The 21,702-nt window shown below is 70.9% G+C and carries 18 protein-coding genes; 15 read left to right on the top strand and 3 right to left on the bottom strand.

What is annotated here, in order from left to right:
• The first annotated feature begins 96 nt into the window (after positions 1-96).
• The 12 genes from pdxT to ABZW11_RS09285 all read left to right on the top strand — a co-directional run bounded on the left by pdxT (position 97) and on the right by ABZW11_RS09285 (position 14,398).
• Complete coding sequence (gene pdxT / locus ABZW11_RS09230; RefSeq protein WP_355414362.1) at positions 97-732, top strand: pyridoxal 5'-phosphate synthase glutaminase subunit PdxT; 636 nt, start codon at positions 97-99, stop codon at positions 730-732.
• Between the two features lie 3 nt (positions 733-735).
• Positions 736-1,485, top strand: a complete 750-nt coding sequence (locus ABZW11_RS09235; RefSeq protein ID WP_355414364.1) for a YebC/PmpR family DNA-binding transcriptional regulator — start codon at positions 736-738, stop codon at positions 1,483-1,485.
• A 290-nt stretch (positions 1,486-1,775) separates the two neighbouring features.
• Complete coding sequence (locus ABZW11_RS09240; RefSeq protein WP_355414366.1) at positions 1,776-3,701, top strand: sugar ABC transporter permease; 1,926 nt, start codon at positions 1,776-1,778, stop codon at positions 3,699-3,701.
• Between the two features lie 11 nt (positions 3,702-3,712).
• A complete protein-coding gene (locus ABZW11_RS09245; RefSeq protein ID WP_355414368.1) occupies positions 3,713-4,855 on the top strand; it encodes a GNAT family N-acetyltransferase in 1,143 nt (380 codons plus the stop codon).
• Between the two features lie 90 nt (positions 4,856-4,945).
• Positions 4,946-5,470 carry a crossover junction endodeoxyribonuclease RuvC gene (gene ruvC, locus ABZW11_RS09250; protein ID WP_355414462.1) on the top strand — a complete coding sequence of 175 codons (525 nt, stop codon included), beginning with the start codon at positions 4,946-4,948 and terminating at the stop codon, positions 5,468-5,470.
• A 337-nt stretch (positions 5,471-5,807) separates the two neighbouring features.
• Positions 5,808-6,428, top strand: coding sequence for a Holliday junction branch migration protein RuvA (gene ruvA, locus ABZW11_RS09255; RefSeq protein ID WP_355414370.1), 621 nt, complete (start codon positions 5,808-5,810; stop codon positions 6,426-6,428).
• 318 nt (positions 6,429-6,746) lie between these two features.
• Positions 6,747-7,781, top strand: coding sequence for a Holliday junction branch migration DNA helicase RuvB (ruvB, locus tag ABZW11_RS09260; protein ID WP_355414372.1), 1,035 nt, complete (start codon positions 6,747-6,749; stop codon positions 7,779-7,781).
• A 217-nt stretch (positions 7,782-7,998) separates the two neighbouring features.
• On the top strand, positions 7,999-8,382 hold the full coding sequence (yajC, locus tag ABZW11_RS09265; protein WP_355414374.1) for a preprotein translocase subunit YajC: 384 nt from the start codon (positions 7,999-8,001) through the stop codon (positions 8,380-8,382).
• Positions 8,383-8,425: 43 nt separating this feature from the next.
• On the top strand, positions 8,426-10,327 hold the full coding sequence (gene secD, locus ABZW11_RS09270; protein WP_355414377.1) for a protein translocase subunit SecD: 1,902 nt from the start codon (positions 8,426-8,428) through the stop codon (positions 10,325-10,327).
• 1 nt (position 10,328) lies between these two features.
• Complete coding sequence (gene secF / locus ABZW11_RS09275; RefSeq protein ID WP_355414379.1) at positions 10,329-11,321, top strand: protein translocase subunit SecF; 993 nt, start codon at positions 10,329-10,331, stop codon at positions 11,319-11,321.
• Between the two features lie 178 nt (positions 11,322-11,499).
• Positions 11,500-12,018, top strand: a complete 519-nt coding sequence (locus tag ABZW11_RS09280; protein WP_355414381.1) for an adenine phosphoribosyltransferase — start codon at positions 11,500-11,502, stop codon at positions 12,016-12,018.
• 187 nt (positions 12,019-12,205) lie between these two features.
• Positions 12,206-14,398 (top strand): bifunctional (p)ppGpp synthetase/guanosine-3',5'-bis(diphosphate) 3'-pyrophosphohydrolase, encoded by a 2,193-nt coding sequence (locus ABZW11_RS09285; protein WP_355414383.1) that lies wholly within the window; start codon positions 12,206-12,208, stop codon positions 14,396-14,398.
• Between the two features lie 46 nt (positions 14,399-14,444).
• Here the strand turns inward: ABZW11_RS09285 and ABZW11_RS09290 are convergent, their stop codons facing one another.
• The 3 genes from ABZW11_RS09290 to ABZW11_RS09300 form a co-directional block, all read right to left on the bottom strand.
• The gene (locus tag ABZW11_RS09290; RefSeq protein ID WP_355414385.1) at positions 14,445-15,533 is read right to left on the bottom strand and encodes a cupin domain-containing protein; all 1,089 of its coding nucleotides are present in this window, start codon (positions 15,531-15,533) and stop codon (positions 14,445-14,447) included.
• A gap of 108 nt (positions 15,534-15,641) precedes the next feature.
• The gene (locus ABZW11_RS09295; protein WP_355414387.1) at positions 15,642-16,871 is read right to left on the bottom strand and encodes a DUF349 domain-containing protein; all 1,230 of its coding nucleotides are present in this window, start codon (positions 16,869-16,871) and stop codon (positions 15,642-15,644) included.
• Between the two features lie 62 nt (positions 16,872-16,933).
• The gene (locus tag ABZW11_RS09300; protein WP_355414389.1) at positions 16,934-17,803 is read right to left on the bottom strand and encodes a peptidylprolyl isomerase; all 870 of its coding nucleotides are present in this window, start codon (positions 17,801-17,803) and stop codon (positions 16,934-16,936) included.
• Between the two features lie 138 nt (positions 17,804-17,941).
• Between ABZW11_RS09300 and ABZW11_RS09305 the strand changes: the two genes are divergently transcribed.
• From ABZW11_RS09305 to aspS, 3 genes are read left to right on the top strand one after another with little or no spacing between them, the layout of a single operon-like run.
• The gene (locus ABZW11_RS09305; protein ID WP_355414391.1) at positions 17,942-18,622 is read left to right on the top strand and encodes an MBL fold metallo-hydrolase; all 681 of its coding nucleotides are present in this window, start codon (positions 17,942-17,944) and stop codon (positions 18,620-18,622) included.
• A complete protein-coding gene (hisS, locus tag ABZW11_RS09310; protein WP_355414393.1) occupies positions 18,622-19,884 on the top strand; it encodes a histidine--tRNA ligase in 1,263 nt (420 codons plus the stop codon). Before ABZW11_RS09305 ends, hisS begins: the two co-directional genes overlap by 1 nt.
• A 55-nt stretch (positions 19,885-19,939) precedes the next feature.
• Complete coding sequence (gene aspS, locus ABZW11_RS09315) at positions 19,940-21,673, top strand: aspartate--tRNA ligase (protein WP_355414395.1); 1,734 nt, start codon at positions 19,940-19,942, stop codon at positions 21,671-21,673.
• Positions 21,674-21,702: the final 29 nt, after the last annotated feature.

The following is a 21,702-nucleotide window of genomic DNA, read 5'->3' on the forward strand; positions in this document are numbered from 1 at the left end:
GCTCTCTTCGCAGCCCTTCTCCGCGAGCCCGGCCCCCGATGGGGGGCCGGGCTCGTCGCGGTCAGGGCCTGATCGACGGGCCCCCGTCGGAAGACGATGGGGTGTTCTGGTGTTGAATGGTCGGAAACCCGTACTCGGACGGAAGGATCGCCCGTGCCCACGATCGGTGTACTCGCCCTCCAGGGAGACGTGCGCGAACATCAGCGCATGCTTCAGGAGGCGGGCGCGACGGCCGTCGCCGTACGCCGCCCCGCCGAGCTGGACGCGGTCGACGCCCTGGTCATCCCCGGCGGCGAATCGACCACCATGTGGAAGCTCGCCGACACCTTCGACCTGCTGCAACCGCTGCGCGTCCGCGTCAAGGAAGGCATGCCCGCCTACGGCTCGTGCGCCGGCATGATCATGCTGGCCGACCGCATAGAGGACGGCATCGCCGGCCAGCAGACCATCGGCGGCATCGACATGGTGGTCAGGCGCAACGCGTTCGGCCGCCAGGTCGACTCCTTCGAATCCGACCTCGACTTCGCCGGGCAGCAGGTGCACGCGGTGTTCATCCGCGCTCCCTGGGTCGAATCCGTCGGCGCGGACGTCGAAGTGCTGGGCAGGTGCGAGCCTGGGGATAGGATCGTCGCGGTCCGTCAAGGTCCTTTGCTCGCTACGTCGTTCCACCCCGAGCTCACCGGGGACGTACGCGTGCACCGTTACTTCGTAGACATGGTGAGGGAGCTCTAGGTAATGTCCGGCCACTCCAAATGGGCGACGACGAAGCACAAGAAGGCCGCACTCGACGCCAAGCGCGGCAAGCTGTTCGCCAAGCTCATCAAGAACATCGAGGTGGCGGCACGGACCGGTGGCCCTGACCCGGACGCCAACCCCACGCTCTTCGACGCCATCTTCAAGGCGAAGAAGAACTCCGTGCCCAACGACAACATCGAGCGGGCGCGCAAGCGCGGCGGCGGCCTCGAAGCCGGCGGCGCCGACTACCAGACGATCATGTACGAGGGCTACGCGCCCGGCGGCGTCGCGGTGCTCATCGAGTGCCTCACCGACAACCGCAACCGCGCCGCCTCCGAGGTCAGGGTCGCGCTCACCCGCAACGGCGGCTCCCTGGCCGACCCCGGGTCCGTCTCCTACATGTTCAACCGCAAGGGCGTCGTGATCGTGCCCAAGAACGGGCTCGACGAGGACACCGTGCTCATGGCCGTCCTCGACGCCGGCGCCGAGGAGGTCAACGACCTCGGCGACTCCTTCGAGGTCGTCTCCGAGGCCGGTGACCTGGTGCCGGTCCGCAAGGCCCTCCAGGACGCCGGCATCGACTACGACTCGGCCGAGTCCAGCTTCCTGCCGACGATGAGCGTGCCCCTCGACGAGGAGGGGGCGAAGAAGGTGTTCCGGCTCATCGAGGCGCTGGAGGACAGCGACGACGTCCAGAACGTCTTCGCCAACTTCGACGTCTCCGACGACGTCCTCGCCGCCCTCGACTGACCTTTCCAGGGCTCGGGCCTCGTGTCCGGGCCCTGTCCTTTTCCCTTGCTCGCGAGTCCCTTGCCCGCGAGTCCGTTGTTCGCGGGTCCCTTGTTCTCAGGTTCACGCGGCTAGCAGGGGTGTGCCGGCGATCCCGCACTCGTCCTCCGGCTTCGGGATCGTTCAGGCGAGACGCCCACCACCGCGCTCCCTCGCGTCGCATGGCGGCGACGGGCCGTTCACGGCGAATCGTCCGGGGGACGGTCTGTCGGCGTGCGGGGGAGGGGGCGGTCCGCGTAGGGTCGGGCGACGTGACTTCCCCCAACCCCCAAGGATCCGGCACTCGGCTGGTCGGGCTGTTGCTCGCCGTACCGGCGCTGGTCGGCGCCCTCATTACGCTGGTGCTGCCGACCGCGCAGACGATCTGGCTCAGCTTCCAGAGCGGCGGCGTGCTGCGGAAGAGCGCGTACGCGGGGACCGAGAACTACGCCGAGCTGCTCGGCGACGACGCCTCCTGGCGGGCGCTGGGGTTCACGGTGTCGCTGGTCGGGTTCCCGCTGCTGGTGGCGTTGGTGGTGGGCCCGCTGCTGGCCCTCGCACTCCACCGGGCGGGCCCGTGGCCGCGGCGGGCCGGGCGCGTCCTGCTGTCGCTGGCCGTCGTCACGTTCTCGCCGGTGGCCGTGGCGGCGTCCTGGCTGCGCGGCCTGATGCCCGAGGAGTCGGGCCTGGTCGCCCTCGCCGAGGGGCTGCGCGACCCGGCCACCGCGCCTGGAACGCTCCGGCTCGTCGTGGCCGCCGCCACGTTCGGGCTGGTGTGCGCGCTGGCCGTCATCGCGTTCCTGCCCGCCCTGCGCGGTCACACCCCGGGGCCGGCGACCGTCGTGGTGGGCGTCCTCGTCGCGTTCGCCGTCGTGGCGGCAGGGCTGCAGACGTTCGCGCTGAGCCAGGTGCTCACCGGCGGCGGCCCTCAGCGCGCCACACAGACGCTCGCGGGCCTCCAGTACGACTACGCCTTCAGAACGGCCGAGTTCGGCCTCGGTGCGGCCGTGGCGACGCTCACGGGGGCGGTCCTGGGCGTGCTGGGCATCGCCGCCACGATCATCGCCGCCGCCTCCGGCCTCCGCATCACCCTCACCCCCAAGACCGACCTCACCGACCCCCGGACCCCACCGACCTTCGCCCCGGGAGACGCGCCCGCCCGACACGGACCGCCCGCCTCCTGCTCGCGAGGCGCGCTCACGTACGGCGCGCAGGGGCAGACCGCCTTCGGCCGGCAAGGCCCGGCGGCCTTCGGTACGCAGGGCTCCGCCGCCTTAGGGCCGGCGGGCGCATCGGGCACCGGCGGCGCCCACGGCTCTCAGTCGCCCTCTGGGCGCGCCCAGGAGAGCGCCCCCGCGGCTCACCCCGGTGGGGCGGGTGGGGTGACGTCCCCGTACCTGCCTGGGAGCGGGCAGCCCGAGAAGGCGCGGCAGGCCCCCGCGAGGCGCGCGGCCACACCGGCGGGCGCCGCGATCGGGATCGCCGCGTTAGCGGTGGTCGTGGTGGCCGCGTTCATGCTCGCCTGGCCGTGGATGGACGGCGTGCTGGCCTCCAGGGCGGGCGCGGCGAGCAGCCTCAGAGCCCAGGTCAACACGTGGGTCCCGGCCGTCGTCGGCGCCCTGGTCTCGGTGGGCGTGGCGTACCTGGCCGCCCTGGGCATCGGCGGCCTGCGCCCGCTCGGCCGCGCCAGCGAGTGGCTGCTGCTGATCTTCGCCCCCTGGCTGTTCGTCGGCGCGGGCCCGTTCAGCGTCGCCAACTGGCAGAACGTCCGCAACCTCGGCCTCATCGACACCTTCCCCGCCCTCATCCCGCCGCTGCTGGTGAGCGTCCCCGCGCTGCTGGTGCTGACCCTCCTGTGCAAGGGCCTGGCAGAACGCACCGACAGGGACTTCTACTCGGGGGTGTTCCTGCCGTCGCTGCCCATGGCGGGCATCCTGGCCGGCGCCGTCACGCTGGTGAACGCCCACGACGTCCAGTGGCCGCTCCTGGTCGTCCAGCACACCGACCTGTTCACCGCCCCGGTCGCCCAGATGGCCCAGGTGGGCGGCTTCTCCAGGGCCGCCGCCGACGTCGGCGCCGCGACGCCGCTGGCCGTGGTGGCCGTCGCGCTGGCCGTCCTGGTGACGGCCCAGCTCCTCTACCTCGACAGGCTCGCCATCACGACAAAGGATTCGCGGGTACGTACACCGGTTTCATAGGTTTGCTGCTTGTGGAAATACGCGACATAACGCCCGACGACCTCGACGACGTCCTCGACCTGCGCCGGCGGGCGTTCGGCCCGATGAGCCCGAGCAGCAAGGAGAAGTGGCGCAAGGCCGTGCTGCCCGCGCTGGCGGAGGGGCGCTACCTAGGGATGTTCGACGGCGGCAGGATCGCGGCGGCCGCCCGGCTGCGCCGCTTCACCCAGTGGTGGCACGGCCGCCCGCAGCCGATGGCGGCGGTCGCGGGCGTGACCGTCAGCCCCGAGGACCGCGGGCGCGGCGTCGGCACCGGCATCATGCGGGCCGTCCTCGACCGCGCCACCGAGCTGGGCGACGCGGTCTCCGCGCTCTATCCGGCCACCACGGCCATCTACCGCAACCTCGGCTACGAGCACGCGGGCGCGCAGCACATCATCCGCCTGCCCGCCGAGTCGCTGCGCGGCATCCGCCCGCCCGCCCAGGTCAAGCTGCGCAGGATGGGCCCGGGTGACGCCGCCGAGCTGATCTCCGTGCTGCACCGCGTGCACGGCGCGGCCCGCGCCAGCGGCCCGATCTCGTACGACGAGGACACCTGGAACCTGTGGCTGGACAACGAGGACGACTTCCTCTACCTGGCCGACGACGGCTACGCGGTCTATCGCTGGCGGGGTGACGACATGGAGGTCGAGAACGTCGTCGCCGCCTCCTCCGACACCCTGCGGGCGCTGTGGGGACTGGTCGGCAGCGCCTCCTCGGTGGCCCGCGAGCTCGTCGCCGCCGTGGCGCCCGACGACCCGGTGCTGTGGATGCTGCGCGAGCGTACGAAGGAGCAGCTCACGCGGGTGCGGTGGATGTTCCGGGTGCTGGACGTGGCCGCCGCCGTCGAGCGCAGGGGCTATCCGGCGCACGCGAGCTGCCAGGCCGTCGTGACCGTGGACGACCCGGTCAGGGGCGGGGGCACGTGGCGCGTGGACATCTCCGGCGGAACGGGCACAGCGACCCCCGCCTCCGGAGCCGGCGTCACGCTCTCGGTGAACGGCCTGTCCGCCTTGTACGCCGGGATTCCTACCTCGACGCTGCGGCTCAGCGGTCTCATGTCCGGAGATGACCGGTACGACGAGGCACTCGACGCCGCCTTCGCCGCCAAGCCGTACATGCTCGACTACTTCTAGCCTCCGCTTCCCGGTGCGCGCCCTCCCCGGCCACGGTAAAGTCTCGTGCCGAACAGATGTTCGGCGGCGCGGTCTCGGGAGGGCATGCCGGTGCGGGTGATGGGCGTCGATCCGGGGCTGACCCGGTGCGGGGTGGGCGCGGTCGAAGGGCGCCCAGGAGCGCCGCTGTCACTCGTGGCCGTCGGGGTGGTGCGCACGGGGGCCGACGAAGAGCTCGGCGCCCGGCTCGTCGGCATCGAGGCCGGCATCGAGCGCTGGATCGACGAGGTGCGCCCCGACGCGGTGGCCGTCGAGCGCGTCTTCAGCCAGCACAACGTCCGCACGGTGATGGGCACGGCGCAGGCCGCCGGCATCGCCGTCCTGTGCGCCGCCCGGCGCGGCCTCCCGGTGGCGCTGCACACGCCGTCCGAGGTCAAGGCCGCCATCACGGGCAGCGGCACGGCCGACAAGAAACAGATCGGCGCCATGGTCACCCGCCTCCTGCGCCTCACCGAGATGCCCAAGCCCGCCGACGCCGCCGACGCCCTCGCCCTGGCCATCTGCCACGTCTGGCGCGGCGGCGCCCAACACCGCCTCGCCACCGCCCTGGCCAAAGCCAGAAACCCCCACCGATGACCCCGACCCCACCCCACGCCCCCGGCCCGCGGCCCGTCCGCACGCGAGACGGCCACAGCCCGGCCCCGGGGCTGAGTGGCGCGGCGGCCCCGAGCGTGGTGGGGCCGAGCGCGGTGGGGCCGAGCGCGGTGGGGCCGGGTGTGGGGAGGCGTTTGTGTTCGATCTCGGCGGCAGCCGCGGCGAAGGTCACATGCTCCCGTTCTCAGCCCGTCGCCGGCCGCGGTGACCGCATGCGGAGCTCGGGGTTGCCGGGCGTGGCGGTGGTGGGTGCTGGGGTGGATCTGCGCTATGACAGGGGACCGGGTGTGACAGTGATGACGGAGACGGGAGGCCGAGCGTGATCGCGTCGGTGAAGGGCAAGGTGACGGCGATCGCCCCTGACGGGGCCGTGATCGAGGTCGGCGGTGTCGGCATCCTCACCCACTGCACGCCGGGCACGCTCGCCACGCTGCGGCTGGGCGAGGAGGCCAGGCTGGCCACGTCCCTCGTGGTGCGCGAGGAGTCGCTCACCCTGTACGGCTTCGCCACCGACGACGAGCGGGCCGTCTTCGAGCTGCTCCAGACGGCCAGCGGCGTCGGCCCCAAGCTGGCGCTGGCGATGCTCGCCGTCCACACGCCCAACGCGCTCCGCATGGCCGTGGCCTCGGCCGACCTCAAGGCGCTCACCCAGGTGCCGGGCATCGGCCAGAAGGGCGCCCAGCGCATCGTCCTGGAGCTGAAGGACCGGCTCGGCACCCCTGAGGAGACCGTCAACGCCGCGCTCAACGGCGACCGCCGCGCGGCCGTGTGGCGCGAGCAGGTCCACTCGGGCCTCGTGGGGCTCGGCTACTCCAGCAAGGACGCCGACGAGGCCATCGCCGTCGTCGAGCCCGAGGCGGAGGCCGACCTCGCCGCCGGCCGCCGGCCCCAGGTCGCCGCCCTCCTGAAGGCCGCACTCCGCTCCCTGAGCATCCGATGACCCACCACCCCGACCCCCTCAAGCCGCCGCGTGCCGCACATCTCGGCGCCGCGCGCGGTGCGCGGGCGCATGGCGCGCCCGCGCACCGCGCGGAGCAGGGAAGGTGGGGTTCGGCTGAGCTCCGGGCGAGGGGCAAGGGGCGAGGATGCCGAAGAGCGTCCCGGGGTCGGGCGAGGGGCGAGGGCGTCGAAGAGTGTCCCGGGGTCGAGCGAGGGTGTGTGGTGGCGGGGGAGAGGGGTGGCGTGATACGTGAGGGCGTGGTGGGCCATGACGGCCGCCCAGGCGGGCGTTCGGTGACTGAGGAGAGGAGGCGCTGGAATGGGATTTGAGCGGGACGAGATTCTGTCGGCCGCCGCCGGTGGCGACGAGCTGCAGATCGAGGCCGCACTCAGGCCCAAGCGCCTCAGCGAGTTCATCGGCCAGGGACGCGTCCGCGAGCAGCTGTCGCTGGTGCTGGAGAGCGCGTTGCGGCGGCAGCGGCCGCCCGATCACGTGCTGATGAGCGGCTCACCCGGCCTGGGCAAGACGACGCTGGCGATGATCATCGCGGCGGAGCTGAACGCGCCGCTGCGCATCACGTCGGGGCCGGCGCTGGAGCGGGCGGGCGACCTGGCGGCGATCCTGTCGACGCTGACCGAGGGCGAGGTGCTGTTCATCGACGAGATCCACCGGATGGCCAGGCCCGCCGAGGAGATGCTCTACCTCGCGATGGAGGACTTCCGGGTCGACATCGTCGTCGGCAAGGGGCCGGGGGCGACCGCGATTCCGCTGGAGATCGCCCCGTTCACGCTGGTGGGCGCCACCACCAGGGCGGGGCTGCTGCCCGCGCCGCTGCGCGACAGGTTCGGCTTCACCGCCCACATGGACTTCTACGAGGTCCCCGAGCTGGAGCAGGTGCTGCACAGGTCGGCGCAGCTGCTCGGCGTCGGGCTGCCGGATGAGGGCGCCCATGAGATCGCCCGCCGCTCCAGGGGCACCCCGCGCATCGCGAACCGGCTGCTGCGCCGGGTGCGCGACTTCGCCGACGTGCGTGCGGGCGGCGTGATCGACCGCGACGTCGCCTCGGCGGCGCTCAACCTCTACGAGGTCGACGGCGAGGGGCTCGACCGGCTCGACCGGGCGGTGCTCGGCGTGCTGCTGCGCAAGTTCGGCGGCGGCCCGGTGGGGCTGTCCACGCTCGCGGTGGCCGTGGGGGAGGAGCCCGAGACGGTCGAGGTGGTGGCCGAGCCCTTCCTCGTACGCCAAGGACTGCTGGCCAGGACCCCGCGCGGCCGGGTGGCGACCGCGGCGGCGTGGACCCACCTCGGGATGACACCACCGCCGGATGCGTTCGGAGCGTCACTTTTCGACTGATCACAGATCGGTTGCAACCATTTCAATATGGGAACTTCCCCGCGCGCCGAAACGCTGCTTCGTTGCCGCGTTTCGCAACAAGCGCCTACACTCCGTGGCTTGGCTGGCTGTGTAGGCTGACGGGCTGAGCGGCGCGGCCCGGAGCAACGCACGGAATCTCCGGCGCGAGGCCGGTGTCAACTCCTTGTACGACTATGGAAGGTCGCCCCTTATGGACATGGGACAACTCGGAAGCATCCTGCCGCTGATTCTTCTGGTGGTGGTGTTCTACTTCCTGCTGATCCGCCCCCAGCGCAAGCGCCAGCAAGAGGCGATCCAGATGCAGAACTCCCTGACGCCGGGCACCCGGGTCATGACCACGACCGGGCTGTTCGCCACCGTCGTCGCGATAGACAATGAGGACGTCGTCCTCGAGATCGCGCCAGGGATCGAGACCCGCTGGGTGAAGGCCGCCATCGGCCGCGTCGTCACCCCCGGCGACGCTCCGGCGAGTGACGAGCCGGCCGCTGACCAGGCCGAGCTCGGCGAGGAGGGCAAGACGGAGTCCGAGGCCACCGTGGAGCGCAACGGCGACCAGGACTCCAGCACGAAGAAGTCCTGACTAAGCTCTGCCACAAACCTCTATCTGAAAGAACTGACGACCAGTGGCCCGACCGACCAGCCGCCACAGCCGACCGGGGCGTACGCTCCTGGTGCTGCTGGCGCTCATCCTCGCCCTGGGCGGGACGATGTTCCTGCAAAAGGCGTACACGCCCAAGCTGGGCCTCGACCTAGCGGGCGGCACGACGGTGACGTTGTCCCCGGTGACCCAGAACAACGCGGCGCCGCCCGAGGAGATCCTCGACCGGGCGGTCAACATCATCCGCGACCGGGTCAACGGCACGGGCATCTCCGACGCCGAGGTCGCCAAGTCCGGCGACAACATCATCATCTCCATCCCGGGCGTGGGCCAGAACGAGGCCATCAAGCTGGTCGCGACCACCGCGGAGCTGCGTTTCCGTCAGGTGCTTGCCATGGAGGCCACGCAGGCCCCCGCCGACCTGGCCACCAACGCGCCGACGCCCGGCCCGTCGGGCAGCCCGTCGGCCCAGCCGTCCACCCGGCCCTCCCAGTCGGCCGCGACGCCGAGCGCGTCCCCGACCGGTAAGGCGCTCTCGTCCGCGCTGACCTCCCCGACGACCCCGCCCTCCGCGGGCGCGCCGCGGTCGGCCACCGAGACCGGTGACGGGCAGAAGAGCCAGGGCGACGGACAGGCCCGGCAACAGGACCCCGACGGGCAAGGCGACGGTGACGGCAAGGCCCGCACCGGCACCCAGAACAACCAGACCGGCCAGAACAACCAGACCGGCCAGAACAACCAGGACAACACCAAGGGCCAGAACGCCAAGGCGTCGCCGTCGGGCGCGCCCACGGCCGGCACGCCGCCCGCGCAGCCCCCGCAGCAGAACCCCGACATCAACACCGCCGGCATCGACCCCAAGGTGCTCGAGCAGTTCAACAAGCTCGACTGCGCCGACCCGTCCAACCGTGGCCAGGGCGTCCAGGACGACCCGAACAAGCAGTATGCCGCCTGCGAGACCGACGGCAGCTTCAAGTACGTCCTCGACGTCGCCAAGGTCGTCGGCACCGACATCGACACCGCCTCGGCCGGTGTCCGCCAGGGCACCACCGAGTGGATCGTCCAGCTCGACTTCAAGAGCAAGGGCGCCGGCGAGTGGAGCAAGCTCACCACCGCCGCCTACAACTCGCCCGAGCCGCGCAACAAGGTCGCGGTCGTGCTCGACGGCGTCGTCATCACCGCCCCCAACATCATCAGCCCGATCCCCGGCGGGCGGGCCGAGATCACCGGCGGCTTCGACCAGATCAGCGCCACCAACCTGGCCGACCAGCTCAAGTACGGCGCGCTGCCGCTGAAGTTCAACCGCAGCTCGGTCGACACGGTCTCCTCGACGCTCGGCCAGGACCAGCTGCAGGGCGGTCTCATCGCCGGCCTCATCGGCCTGGCGCTGGTGGTCGTCTACTGCATGCTCTACTACCGGGGCCTCGGCATCGTCGCGGTGCTGAGCCTCGTGGTGGCGACGGTCCTGACGTACACCGCGGTGGTCGTGCTCGGCCACAACGCCAACTTCCGGCTCTCGCTGCCGCACATCATCGGCCTGGTGGTCTCGATCGGCATCACCGCCGACTCCTTCATCGTCTACTTCGAACGCATACGTGACGAGATGAAGGAGGGCAGGCGCTCGCTGCGGGCGGCCGTCGAGGTGGCCTGGGTCCGCGCCCGGCGCACGATCCTGATCGCCGACGCCGTCATGTTTATCGCCGCCATCGTGCTGTACTTCCTGGCGGTGGGCGGTGTCGCCGGCTTCGCGTTCGCGATGGGCCTGACCACGCTGATCGACGTCGTGGTGGTGTTCCTGTTCACCAAGCCGTTCATCGCCATGCTGGCGAAGCTCAAGTTCTTCGCCAAGGGGCATCCGCTGTCGGGGCTCGACTCCGAGCGCATGAGCGAGACGGCCGGCCACAAGACCACTCCGCAGGAGGCCTGAGATGGGACTGGGGCGTCGCCTCTATCGCGGCGAGATCGACGTCGACTTCGTCGGCAAATGGCGGCTGTGGTACAGCCTGTCCGGCCTGCTGCTGCTGGTGTCGCTGGCCGGGCTGATCATCCACGGGCTCAACCTCGGTGTCGAGTTCAAGGGCGGCACGATCTTCTCGTTCAAGGCCCAGCACGCCACCGTCGAGCAGGTGCGTACGTCCGTCCAGGAGGAGGGCGTGCACCAGGTGATCGTCCAGCAGGCCGGCACCGACGGCTGGCGGGCGACCACCGAGAGCCTGCCGGAGGACACCAGGTCGCAGGTGCAGAGCGCCATCGCGAAGGACTTCAGCGTCCCGGCCGACCAGGTGAGCATCCAGGCCATCGGCCCGTCCTGGGGCGGTGAGGTGTCGCAGAAGGCGTGGATCGGCCTGGGCGTGTTCATGCTGGCGATCATCCTGTACCTGTCGATGGCGTTCGAGCCGAAGATGGCGCTGGCGGCGATCGTCGCGCTCATCCACGACCTCGTCATCACGGCCGGCATCTACGCCTGGTCGGGCTTCGAGGTCACGCCGGCCACGCTGCTGGGCTTCCTGACCATCCTCGGTTATTCGCTCTACGACGCGGTCGTGGTGTTCGACATGATCAAGGAGGTCACGGCCAAGCTGGGCCACACCTCGAAGCAGACGTACTCGATGGCGGCCAACAACGCCCTCAACCACACGCTGATCAGGTCGCTGAACACCTCGCTCGTCGCGATCCTGCCGGTGGCGGCGATCCTGTTCATCGGCACCACGCTGCTCGGCGCGGGCACGCTGAAGGACCTGTCGCTGGCTTTGTTCGTCGGCATGATCGTCGGTACGTACTCCTCGCTGTGCGTCGCCACGCCGCTGCTGGTGACGCTGAAGGAGCGCGAGCCGAAGTACCAGGCCATCGCCAAGAGGCTGGCCTCCACCGGAGGCGGCGGCAAGAAAGGCCCCAAAAGCGCGGCCGTAGCCAAGGGCTGACCCGCTCGTACGGCGGGCTCAACAGGCGCCCTCGTCCCGGGAAGGGGCGGGGGCGCCTGCCTGTGTGCGCCCCGAGGTCGCGTGGGCCTCAGAGAGGCGCTGAGAGCTCCGGGTACGGGTCAGGGCCCGGCATGCACCATCATGGAGCCCGGCACACGCCGGCGGAGAAGGGATGACCATGAGCGAGCTGAGCACGACGATCCTCGACCGGATCAGGGACGTGCCCGACTACCCCAAGCCGGGGGTCATGTTCAAGGACATCACCCCGCTGCTGGCCGACCCGGTGGCGATGGCCGCCGTGGTGGACGAGCTGGCCGGGCTGCACCAGGTGGACAAGATCGTGGGCATCGAGGCGCGCGGCTTCATTCTGGCGGCGCCGGTGGCCTACCGGGCGGGCGCGGGGTTCGTACCGGTGCGCAAGAAGGGGAAACTGCCCGCCGCCACGCTGGAGGAGTCCTACGATCTGGAGTACGGCTCCGCGACGATCGAGGTGCACCGCGACGCGTTCGCGCCCGGCGACCGGGTGCTCGTGGTCGACGACGTGCTGGCCACGGGCGGCACCGCGAAGGCGGCCGTGGAGCTGGTGAGGAGGGCGGGCGCCGAGGTCGTCGGCATCGCCGTGCTGATGGAGCTGGCCTTCCTGAAGGGACGTGAGCGCCTCGGGGGAGAGCGGTTGCACTCCCTTGTGACCGTCTGAGCCCGCCCGCGGCGGCCCAGGTTTCCTGCCTGGATACACTGGGGGGATCTGGACTCGAACGTGAGGAGCCACTGCGTGAGGAGTCTGTGTGCCCCGTGATGTGGTCGCGCCCGACGTAACCGACTCCGGCAATGCGGAGACGCCCGGTGTGCCGTCGGTGCGCCGCAGGCGTTTCGGGGGTGGGGCGATGAATCCGGTGCTGGAGCCGCTGTTCCGTACGGTCCGCGCCACCCACCCCAAGGCCGACCTGCGGGTGATCGAGCGCGCCTACGACGTGGCCGCCTACCACCACCGCGACCAGAAGCGGAAGTCGGGCGACCCCTACATCACCCACCCGCTGGCCGTCGCGACGATCCTGGCCGAGCTCGGCACCGACGACGAGACGCTGTGCGCGGCGCTGCTGCACGACACGGTCGAGGACACCGCCTACTCCCTCGACGAGCTGCGGGGCGACTTCGGCGACACGATCGCGTCGCTGGTCGACGGCGTCACCAAGCTCGACAAGGTGAAGTTCGGCGACGCGGCGCAGGCCGAGACCGTGCGCAAGATGGTCGTGGCGATGTCGCGCGACATCCGGGTGCTGATCATCAAGCTGGCCGACCGGCTGCACAACATGCGCACGATGCGCTACCTCCCCGAGCACAAGCGCCACCAGAAGTCGCGCGAGACGCTGGAGATCTTCGCCCCGCTGGCCCACCGCCTGGGCATGAACACGATCAAGTGGGAGCTTGAGGACCTCGCGTTCGCCATGCTCTACCCCAAGCGCTACGACGAGATCGCGCGCATGGTGTCGGAGCGGGCGCCGCGCCGCGACCTGTTCCTGCAGGAGGTCATCGAGAAGGTCTCGGGCGACCTGCGCGAGGCGAAGATCCGCGCGGTGGTCAAGGGCCGGCCGAAGCACTACTACTCGGTCTATCAGAAGATGATCGCCCGTGACGTCGCGTTCGACGACATCTACGACCTGGTGGGCATCCGCGTGCTGGTCGACTCCGTACGCGACTGCTATGCCGCGCTCGGCACCATCCACGCGAGGTGGAACCCGGTGCCAGGGCGGTTCAAAGACTACATAGCGATGCCCAAGTTCAACATGTACCAGTCGCTGCACACCACGGTGATCGGTCCTGAGGGCAAGCCGGTGGAGCTGCAGATCCGCACCCACGCGATGCACCACAGGGCCGAGTACGGCGTCGCCGCGCACTGGAAGTACAAAGAGGAGGTCGGCAGCCCGGGCCCCACGGGCAAGGTCAAGCCGGGCAGCGACATGGCCTGGCTGCGCCAGCTCCTCGACTGGCAGAAGGAGACCTCCGACCCGGGCGAGTTCCTCGAGTCGCTGCGCTTCGACCTGTCGGTCTCCGAGGTCTACGTCTTCACCCCCAAGGGCCAGGTCATCGCGCTGCCCGAGGGCGCCACGCCGGTCGACTTCGCCTACGCGGTGCACACCGAGGTGGGTCACCGCTGCATCGGCGCCCGGGTCAACGGCCGGCTGGTGCCGCTGGAGTCGCGGCTCGGCAACGGCGACACGGTGGAGATCTTCACCTCCAAGTCGCCCGACGCGGGGCCGTCGCGCGACTGGCTGAAGTTCGTCAAGTCGGGCAGGGCCCGCAACAAGATCCGGCAGTGGTTCTCGAAGGAGCGCCGTGAGACGGCGATCGAGGCGGGCAAGGAGGCCATCGGCCGGGCGATGCGCAAGCAGGGCCTGCCGCTGCAGCGCCTGATGTCCGGCGAGGCGCTGCTGGCGCTGGCCCGCGACCTGCGCTATCCCGACGTCTCCGCGCTCTACGCGGCGGTCGGCGAGGGCCACATCGCGGCCCAGTCGGTGGTGCAGAAGCTGGTGGCCTCGATCGGCGGTGTCGACAGTGCCGAGGAGGACATCGCCGAGACCTCGTTGCCCACCCGGCTGCGCGGCCGCCCGCGCGGCGGTGGCGGCGCGGGCGTGGTGGTGGCGGGCGACGCCGACGTCTGGGTGCGCCTGTCGAAGTGCTGCACCCCCGTGCCGGGTGACGAGATCGTCGGTTTCGTCACCCGCGGCCACGGCGTGTCGGTGCACCGGGCCGACTGCACGAACGTGCAGCAGCTGCGCGAGCAGCCCGACCGGCTGGTCGAGGTGAGCTGGTCGCCGAGCGACGACAGCGTGTTCCTGGTGGCGATCCAGGTCGAGGCGCTCGACCGGCCGCGGCTGCTGTCCGACGTCACCCGCACGCTGTCCGACCAGCACGTCAACATCCTGAGCGCGTCGGTCACGACCTCGCGCGACCGGGTGGCGATCAGCAAGTTCACCTTCGAGATGGGCGACCCCAAGCACCTCGGCCACGTGCTCAGGGCCGTGCGCAGCATCCAGGGCGTCTTCGACGTCTACCGGGTCAGCGGCGCGGGCAACTGACGGTTCAGCGCTGACGGTTCAGCGCTGACGGTTCAGCGCTGACGGTTCAGCGGCGCAGGGTCGGCAGGTTGACCACGATGGCCTCCTGCGTGCTGCGCGCGATCACCACGACCGCCTCCTGCGAGGGGTCGGGGTTCTCCTCCCTGTGCGGCACGTACGGGGGCACGAACACGTAGTCGCCGGGCCGCGCGTCGATGCGGGTCTCCCTGTCGTCCTCCAGGAACACGAAAGACGGCGTGCCGCTGACGACGTAGATGGCTGTCTCCGAGGCGCCGTGGTGGTGGTCGGAGGAGCGGGTGGCGGGCGCGACGTGCGTCTGGCCCATCCACAGCCGTGACGAGCCGGTGGTGGCGCCGCTGACGGCGGCCAGGCGGCGCATGCCGGAGCTCTGCGCCGTCTCGCCGGAGAGCTCTCCTGCGGCCACGTGACGCAGGGTCTGGTGGAAGGGGTCACCCTGATCCCGGTAGCCCTCCCAGAGGCGTCCTCCGGCCCGTTCGAGCACGCGCGTGGCGACGGCGGTGAGGCGTACGGGGTCGTCGTGCACCTTCAGCAGCTCGTCGGCCAGCTCGGGGTCGTGGGCGCGCAGCTCGCGCAGCAGCCACTTGCCGGTGCCCTGCCACCTGCCGCCCGCGCCGAGCGCCGCTCTCGCGGTGGCCTGCACGACCTCCCAGCCGATGAACGCCGCCTCGCCCGGGTCGGTGGCGCCGGCGAGGTCGTCGAGCAGGTCGGACAGCACGTAGCGGGCCCGCTCCGACTGCCCGGCGGGCTGACCCCCGGGACCGGCCGAGACCCGCTCGCCCAGGGCCGCCTGCAGGTCGCTGGCCCGGCCGCCGGTCCTGTCGGTCAGCACCGCGCCCTCGGAGCAGATGCGGGCCAGCGTCGGCCTGCGGGCCGCGAAGTCGCGCTCGATGTAGGCCGCCAGGCTGGTCTCGCTGTGCGCGAACAGCTCGATCGGCCAGTCACGCCAGCGCAGGCTCTCGCGGTAGGGGCGGTCGAGACCGTCGAGCACCACGATGATGTCGAGATCGGAGGTGCTGGTGCGGCGCTCGGTGAGCACGCTGCCGCCGACGAAGGCGTACAGGGCTCCCGGGAACGTCTCTTCGACGAAGGCGCGCGCGGCGGTGACGGGATCCATGCCGCACAGCCTAGATCGCGGGCCCCGCCGCACGCCGCCCGATTCGGCGACGGCGGCCCGCATGGCGACCGGCGAGGGGGCCCTCGTGAGAAGGGACCCCGCGCCGGATCAGCTGAACTCGGCCAGCGTGCGCTCCGCCTCCGCCAGCCAGGAACGGCGGGCGGTGAGCGCCTCCTCGGCCTCCTTGACGTCCTTCGCCCGGCCCGCGGCCTGCGCCTTGTCCAGACGCTTCTCCAGCTGCTCGATGGAGGTGCGCAGCTGGTCGACGGTGCTCTGGGCGCGCGCCCTGGCCTCGGGGTTGGAGCGCTTCCACTCGGCGTCCTCGGCCTTGCGCACGGCCTCGTCCACCCGGCGCAGCCCGCCCTCCAGGCGGTCGCGCTGGTCGCGCGGCACGGGGCCCGCGGCCTCCCAGCGCTCGAGGATGCTGCGCAGCGCGGCCCTGGCCGTGCGCACGTCGGTGACCGGCAGGATCTTCTCGGCCTCGGCCAGCAACTCCTCCTTGACCACCGCGTTGGCCGCCAGCGAGGCGTCACGCTCGGCGAACACCGCCGAGCGCGCCTGGAAGAACTGGTCCTGGGCGGCCTTGAAGCGGCCCCACAGCTCGTCCTCGGCCTCGCGCGAGGCCCGCCCCGCGTTCTTCCACTGCTGCATGAGCTCGCGGTAGACGGCCGCCGTGGGGCCCCAGTCGGTGGAGCCGGCCAGCGACTCGGCCTCGGCGACGATGCGCTCCTTCTCCGCGCGCACGCCCTCGCGCTGCTCGTCGAGCCCCGCGAAGTACGCCTTGCGCCGCTTGGCGAACGCCGTGCGGGCGGCGGACAGCCGCTTCCACAGCGTGGCCTCGGTGGCGCGGTCGATGCGGTCGGCCGCCTTCCACTCCTCCACGAGCTGGCGCAGCCGTTCGCCGCCCGACTTCCAGTGGGTGGTCTCCTCGGCGATGCGCTCGGCCTCCCCGACGATCCGCTCCTTGACCGTCCTGGCCTCGGCCCGCGCCTGCTCGCGCGCGGCCTTGACCTCCTCGCGGCGCTGGGCCACCAGCTCGGTCAGCCCGTCGAGCCTGGCCGTCAGCGCGGCCAGGTCGCCGACGGCGTGGGCCTCGGCCACGGCTTCGCGCAGCTTGGCGATGCCGGCCTCGGCCTGGGCCGGAGCGAGGTCGGTGCCCCTGACGCGCTGTTCGAGGAGCTGGACCTGACCGGCCAGCTCGTCGTACTTGCGATGGAAGTAGGCCAGTGCCTCTTCGGGTTCACCGGCCTGCCAGGAGCCGACGGCCCGCTCTCCCTCAGCCGTACGCACGTAGACGGTGCCGTCGTCGTCTACCCGGCCCCACGGGTCGGTGCTCACCGTGTCCTCCCGCACTATCCATCAGACCCTTCGGGACTACTTCGTCCCTAGTTTGTATTACGTCAGCTCTTGCCGGCGATTGTCACGTCTTTGATTTCGACGGTTTGCTTAGGTGCTCCTGTCCCATCTCCCGCGTCGGCGATCACGCCTGCTTTGTTCACCTTGTCCAGGATGTCGAGCCCCTTGGTGATCGTACCCACCGGCGTGTAATCCGGGGTGAGGCCGATGTCGCCGTAAACGAGGAAGAACTGGCTGCCCGTGCTGCCCGGCGCGGAGGTTTTGGCCATCGCCATCACGCCGCGCTTGTACTGGGCGCCCTGGAGGTTCTCCTCGGCCATGACGTAACCGGGGCCGCCCGAGCCGTCCTGGCTCTTGCCGTCGGCCTTGGCGGTCGGGTCGCCGCACTGCAGCATGGGGAACTTCTCGCTGCCGAGCCGGTGGCACTTGCTGCCGTCGTAGTACTTCTTCTTCGCCAGGAACTCCAGCGAGTTGGTGGTGCAGGGAGCCTTGGCGTTGTTCAGCTCGACGACGATCTCACCGAGGTTGGTGTCGATCGTCATCTTCTTCGTGGCGGGCTCGGTCTTGACCTTGGCCGGCGGCATGCCGACGTCCTTGACCTGACCGCCTGAGGTGTCCTTGACGTAGTCGCACGTGCCCGTCGCCGCGTCGTAGGGCTTCGGCCCCGTGTTCTGCGACGCCGGAGCGGTCTGCGCGGCCGTCGCGGAGGGCGAGGCGGCCGCCTCCGTGCCCGGGTCGTTGCCCCCGAGCAGCGCGACCGCGGCCACGATGCCGCCGACCACGACCACCACGCCCGCGGTGGAGCCGATGATCGCCGTGCGCTTGGCCTTCTGCTCACGCTCGATGCGGCGCTGCATCTGCCGCTCGTAGTGCTCGCGTGCCAGCTGCTTCTGCCGGTCCTTCCCCGTGGCCACCGCTTTGCCTCCCATAGTCAATCAACTGAGGTGGGCGAATCGTATCGGCCAACGGGTAATGATTCGCAGCCCGGCGACCCGCACCGGTACCCTTCGGTTACATTCCCATTGGCTTTTCGACGAGATCACCTGAGGCAGATGCTCATCGCCGGCTTCCCCGCAGGGGCCTTCCAGACCAATTGTTACGTAGTCGCGCCCGCGGCCGGCGAGGAGTGCGTCATCGTCGATCCTGGTCAGGACGCCGTCGAGGGCGTCGACGAGCTGCTGCGCGAGCACCGGCTCAAGCCCGTCGCCGTCCTGCTCACCCACGGCCACCTCGATCACGTCTGGTCGGTGGCCCCCGTCTGCGGCGCGCGCGACGTGCCCGCCTGGATCCACCCCGACGACCGCCACCTGCTGAGCGACCCGGCCGCGGGCTGGTCCGACACCAGCGCGTCGCTGTTCGGCGGCCTCACGCTGAGCGAGCCCGACGACGTGCGCGAGCTGTCCGACGGCGCCGTGCTGCCGCTCGCGGGGCTGGAGCTCGTGGTCGATCACACGCCAGGCCATACCAGGGGGTCGGTGAGCTTCCGGCTGCCCGACGACGAGATCATGTTCTCGGGCGACCTGCTGTTCGCCAGCTCCATCGGCCGCACCGATCTTCCCGGCGGCGACTACGCGACCATCCTGAGCAGCCTGGCTACCAAGTGTCTGCCGCTGCCGGACGATACGGTCGTCCTGCCGGGCCACGGACCACAGACCACGATCGGCCGCGAGCGCGCGACCAACCCATATCTCAAGGAAGCAGCGCCGCACGCCGGTCCCACACGAGGGATCTAATGAGCTTCCAAGCACCGAAAGGCACCTTCGACTGGCTGCCACCCCGCTCCGAGCGGGTCCTCGCCGTACGCGAGGCGCTGGCCGCGCCGCTGCGCCTCGCCGGCTACGGCTACATCGAGACGCCGGTCTTCGAAGACACCCAGCTGTTCGCCAGGGGCGTAGGCGAGTCGACCGACATCGTCTCCAAGGAGATGTACACCTTTCCCGACAAGGCGGGCCGCTCGCTGACGCTGCGCCCCGAGGGCACCGCCTCGGTGGTCCGTGCGGTGCTCCAGCACAACCTGCACATCGGGCAGCTGCCGGTGAAGTTGTGGTACTCCGGCAGCCAGTTCCGCTACGAGCGCGCCCAGAAGGGCCGCTACCGCCACTTCTGGCAGGTCGGCGCGGAGGCGCTGGGCGCCGAGGACCCCGCGCTCGACGCCGAGCTGATCGTGCTCGGCGCGCGCGGCTTCGCCTCCCTCGGGCTGCGCGACGTGCGGCTGCTGCTCAACTCGCTCGGCGACAAGAACTGCCGGCCCGCCTACCGCGCCGCGCTGCAGGAGTTCCTGCGCGGGCTCGACCTCGACGCCGACACCAGGGCCCGCATCGAGATCAACCCGCTGCGGGTGCTCGACGACAAGCGGCCCGAGGTGCAGGCCCAGCTCGCCGATGCGCCGCTGGTGGTCGACCACCTGTGCGCCGAGTGCCGGGCCTACCACGAGGAGGTGCGCGCCCTGCTGAACGCCTCCGGCGTCGCCTTCGAGGACGACCCGCGCCTGGTGCGCGGCCTCGACTACTACACCCGCACCACGTTCGAGTTCGTCCACGACGGGCTCGGCTCGCAGTCGGCCGTCGGCGGCGGCGGCCGCTACGACGGGCTCAGCGAGATGCTCGACGGGCCGCCGCTGCCCAGCGTCGGCTGGGCGCTCGGCGTCGACCGCACGTTCCTGGCCATGGAGGCCGAGGGCCTGCTCGGCGACGACGCGGCACACGAGCGCGTGCAGGTGTACGGTGTCCCGCTGGGTGACGACGCCCGGCGCCGCATGTTCCTGCTCATCGACGAGCTGCGCGCGGCGGGGCTCAGCGCCGACATGGCCTTCGGCGGCAAGGGGCTCAAGGGCGCGATGAAGGGCGCCGGCCGCTCGGGCGCCGCGTTCGCGCTGATCCTGGGCGAGCGTGACCTGGCCGCCGAGGCCGTGCAAGTGAAGGACCTGGCCACCGCCGAGCAGACCGAGGTGCCGCTGGCCAAGGTCGTCGACGTCTTGAAGGGGAAGGTGCAGTGACCGGCGAGCCAGGGCCGCTGCCTCCCCTCACTCATCCGCATGAAGGGAAAGTGCAGTGATCCGCACGCATACCGCCGGGTCGCTCCGCGAGGAGCACGCCGGGCAGCAGGTGACGCTCGCAGGATGGGTGGCGCGCCGCCGTGACCACGGCGGTGTCGTCTTCATCGACCTGCGCGACGCCTCCGGCTCGGCGCAGGTGGTCTTCCGCGAGGAGGACCACGCCCACGACCTGCGCGCCGAATACTGCGTGCAGGTCGTCGGCAAGGTCAGGGTGCGGCCAGAGGGCAACGAGAACCCCGAGCTGCCCACCGGCGCCATCGAGGTGGTGGCCGACACGGTCGAGGTGCTGAGCGAGTCGGCGCCGCTGCCGTTCCCGATCGAGGGCAACGTGGGGGTGTCGGAGGAGGCGCGGCTCAAATACCGCTACCTCGACATCCGCCGGCAGCAGGTGGCCAACGCGATGCGCACCCGCTCCAAGGCGACCTACCTCGCCAACGAGGTGATGCACGAGCTCGGCTTCGTCTACGTCGAGACGCCCACCCTGACCCGCTCCACGCCAGAGGGCGCGCGCGACTTCCTGGTGCCGGTGCGCCTGCAGCCGGGCAACTGGTACGCCCTGCCGCAGTCGCCGCAGCTGTTCAAGCAGCTGCTGCAGGTGGCCGGCCTGGAGCGCTACTACCAGCTGGCCAAGTGCTACCGCGACGAGGACCTGCGGGCCGACCGGCAGCCGGAGTTCACCCAGATCGACGTCGAGATGTCGTTCGTCGACCAGGAGGACGTCATCGAGGTCGGCGAGAAGCTGATCGGCCGGCTGTGGAAGGAGATCGCCGGCTACGAGCTGCCGACCCCGCTGCCGCGCATGACGTACGCCGACGCGATGGCCCGCTTCGGCTCCGACAAGCCCGACCTGCGCTTCGGCCAGGAGCTCGTCGAGATGACCGACTACTTCTCGGGCACCTCGTTCCGCGTCTTCCAGGCCGACTACGTCGGCGCCGTCGTCATGCCAGGCGGGGCCTCGCAGACCCGCAAGGAGCTCGACGGCTGGCAGGAGTGGGCCCGCTCGCGCGGCGCCAAGGGCCTGGCCTACGTGCTCGTCCAGGAGGACGGCACGCTCGGCGGCCCGGTCGCGAAGAACCTGTCGGAGCAGGAGCTGTCCGGGCTGGCCGGCAAGGTCGGCGCGCAGCCGGGCGACGCCGTCTTCTTCGCCGCCGGCGCCAAGAGCGCCGCCCGCGACCTGCTCGGCGCGGCCCGGCTGGAGATCGGCCGGCGCTGCGACCTGATCGACGAGTCGCAGTGGTCGTTCCTGTGGGTCGTCGACGCGCCCATGTTCGAGGAGGACGGCGAGGGCGGCTGGACGGCCGTGCACCACCCGTTCACCGGGCCGAAGCCGGAGTGGGCCGACAACTTCCAGGACCACCCGGGCGAGGCGCTGGCCTACGCCTACGACATGGTCTGCAACGGCATGGAGATCGGCGGCGGCTCGATCCGTATCCACCGGGCCGAGATGCAGCAGCGCGTCTTCGACGTGCTCGGCATCTCCAAGGAGGAGGCGGAGAGCAAGTTCGGCTTCCTGCTCGAGGCGTTCAAGTACGGCCCGCCCCCGCACGGCGGCATCGCCTACGGCTGGGACCGCATCTGCATGCTGCTGTCGGGCGGCGACTCGATCCGCGACGTGATCGCGTTCCCGAAGACGGCCTCCGGCTTCGACCCGCTGACCGGCGCGCCCACGCCGATCACGACGGAGCAGCGCAAGGAGGCGGGCGTGGACGCCGCGCCCAAGCAGGCGTAGTCCCGCGAACGAGGACGGCCCGAGCGCCC

This window comes from Nonomuraea sp. NPDC004580, assembly GCF_040609855.1.
Taxonomy (GTDB): domain Bacteria; phylum Actinomycetota; class Actinomycetes; order Streptosporangiales; family Streptosporangiaceae; genus Nonomuraea; species Nonomuraea salmonea.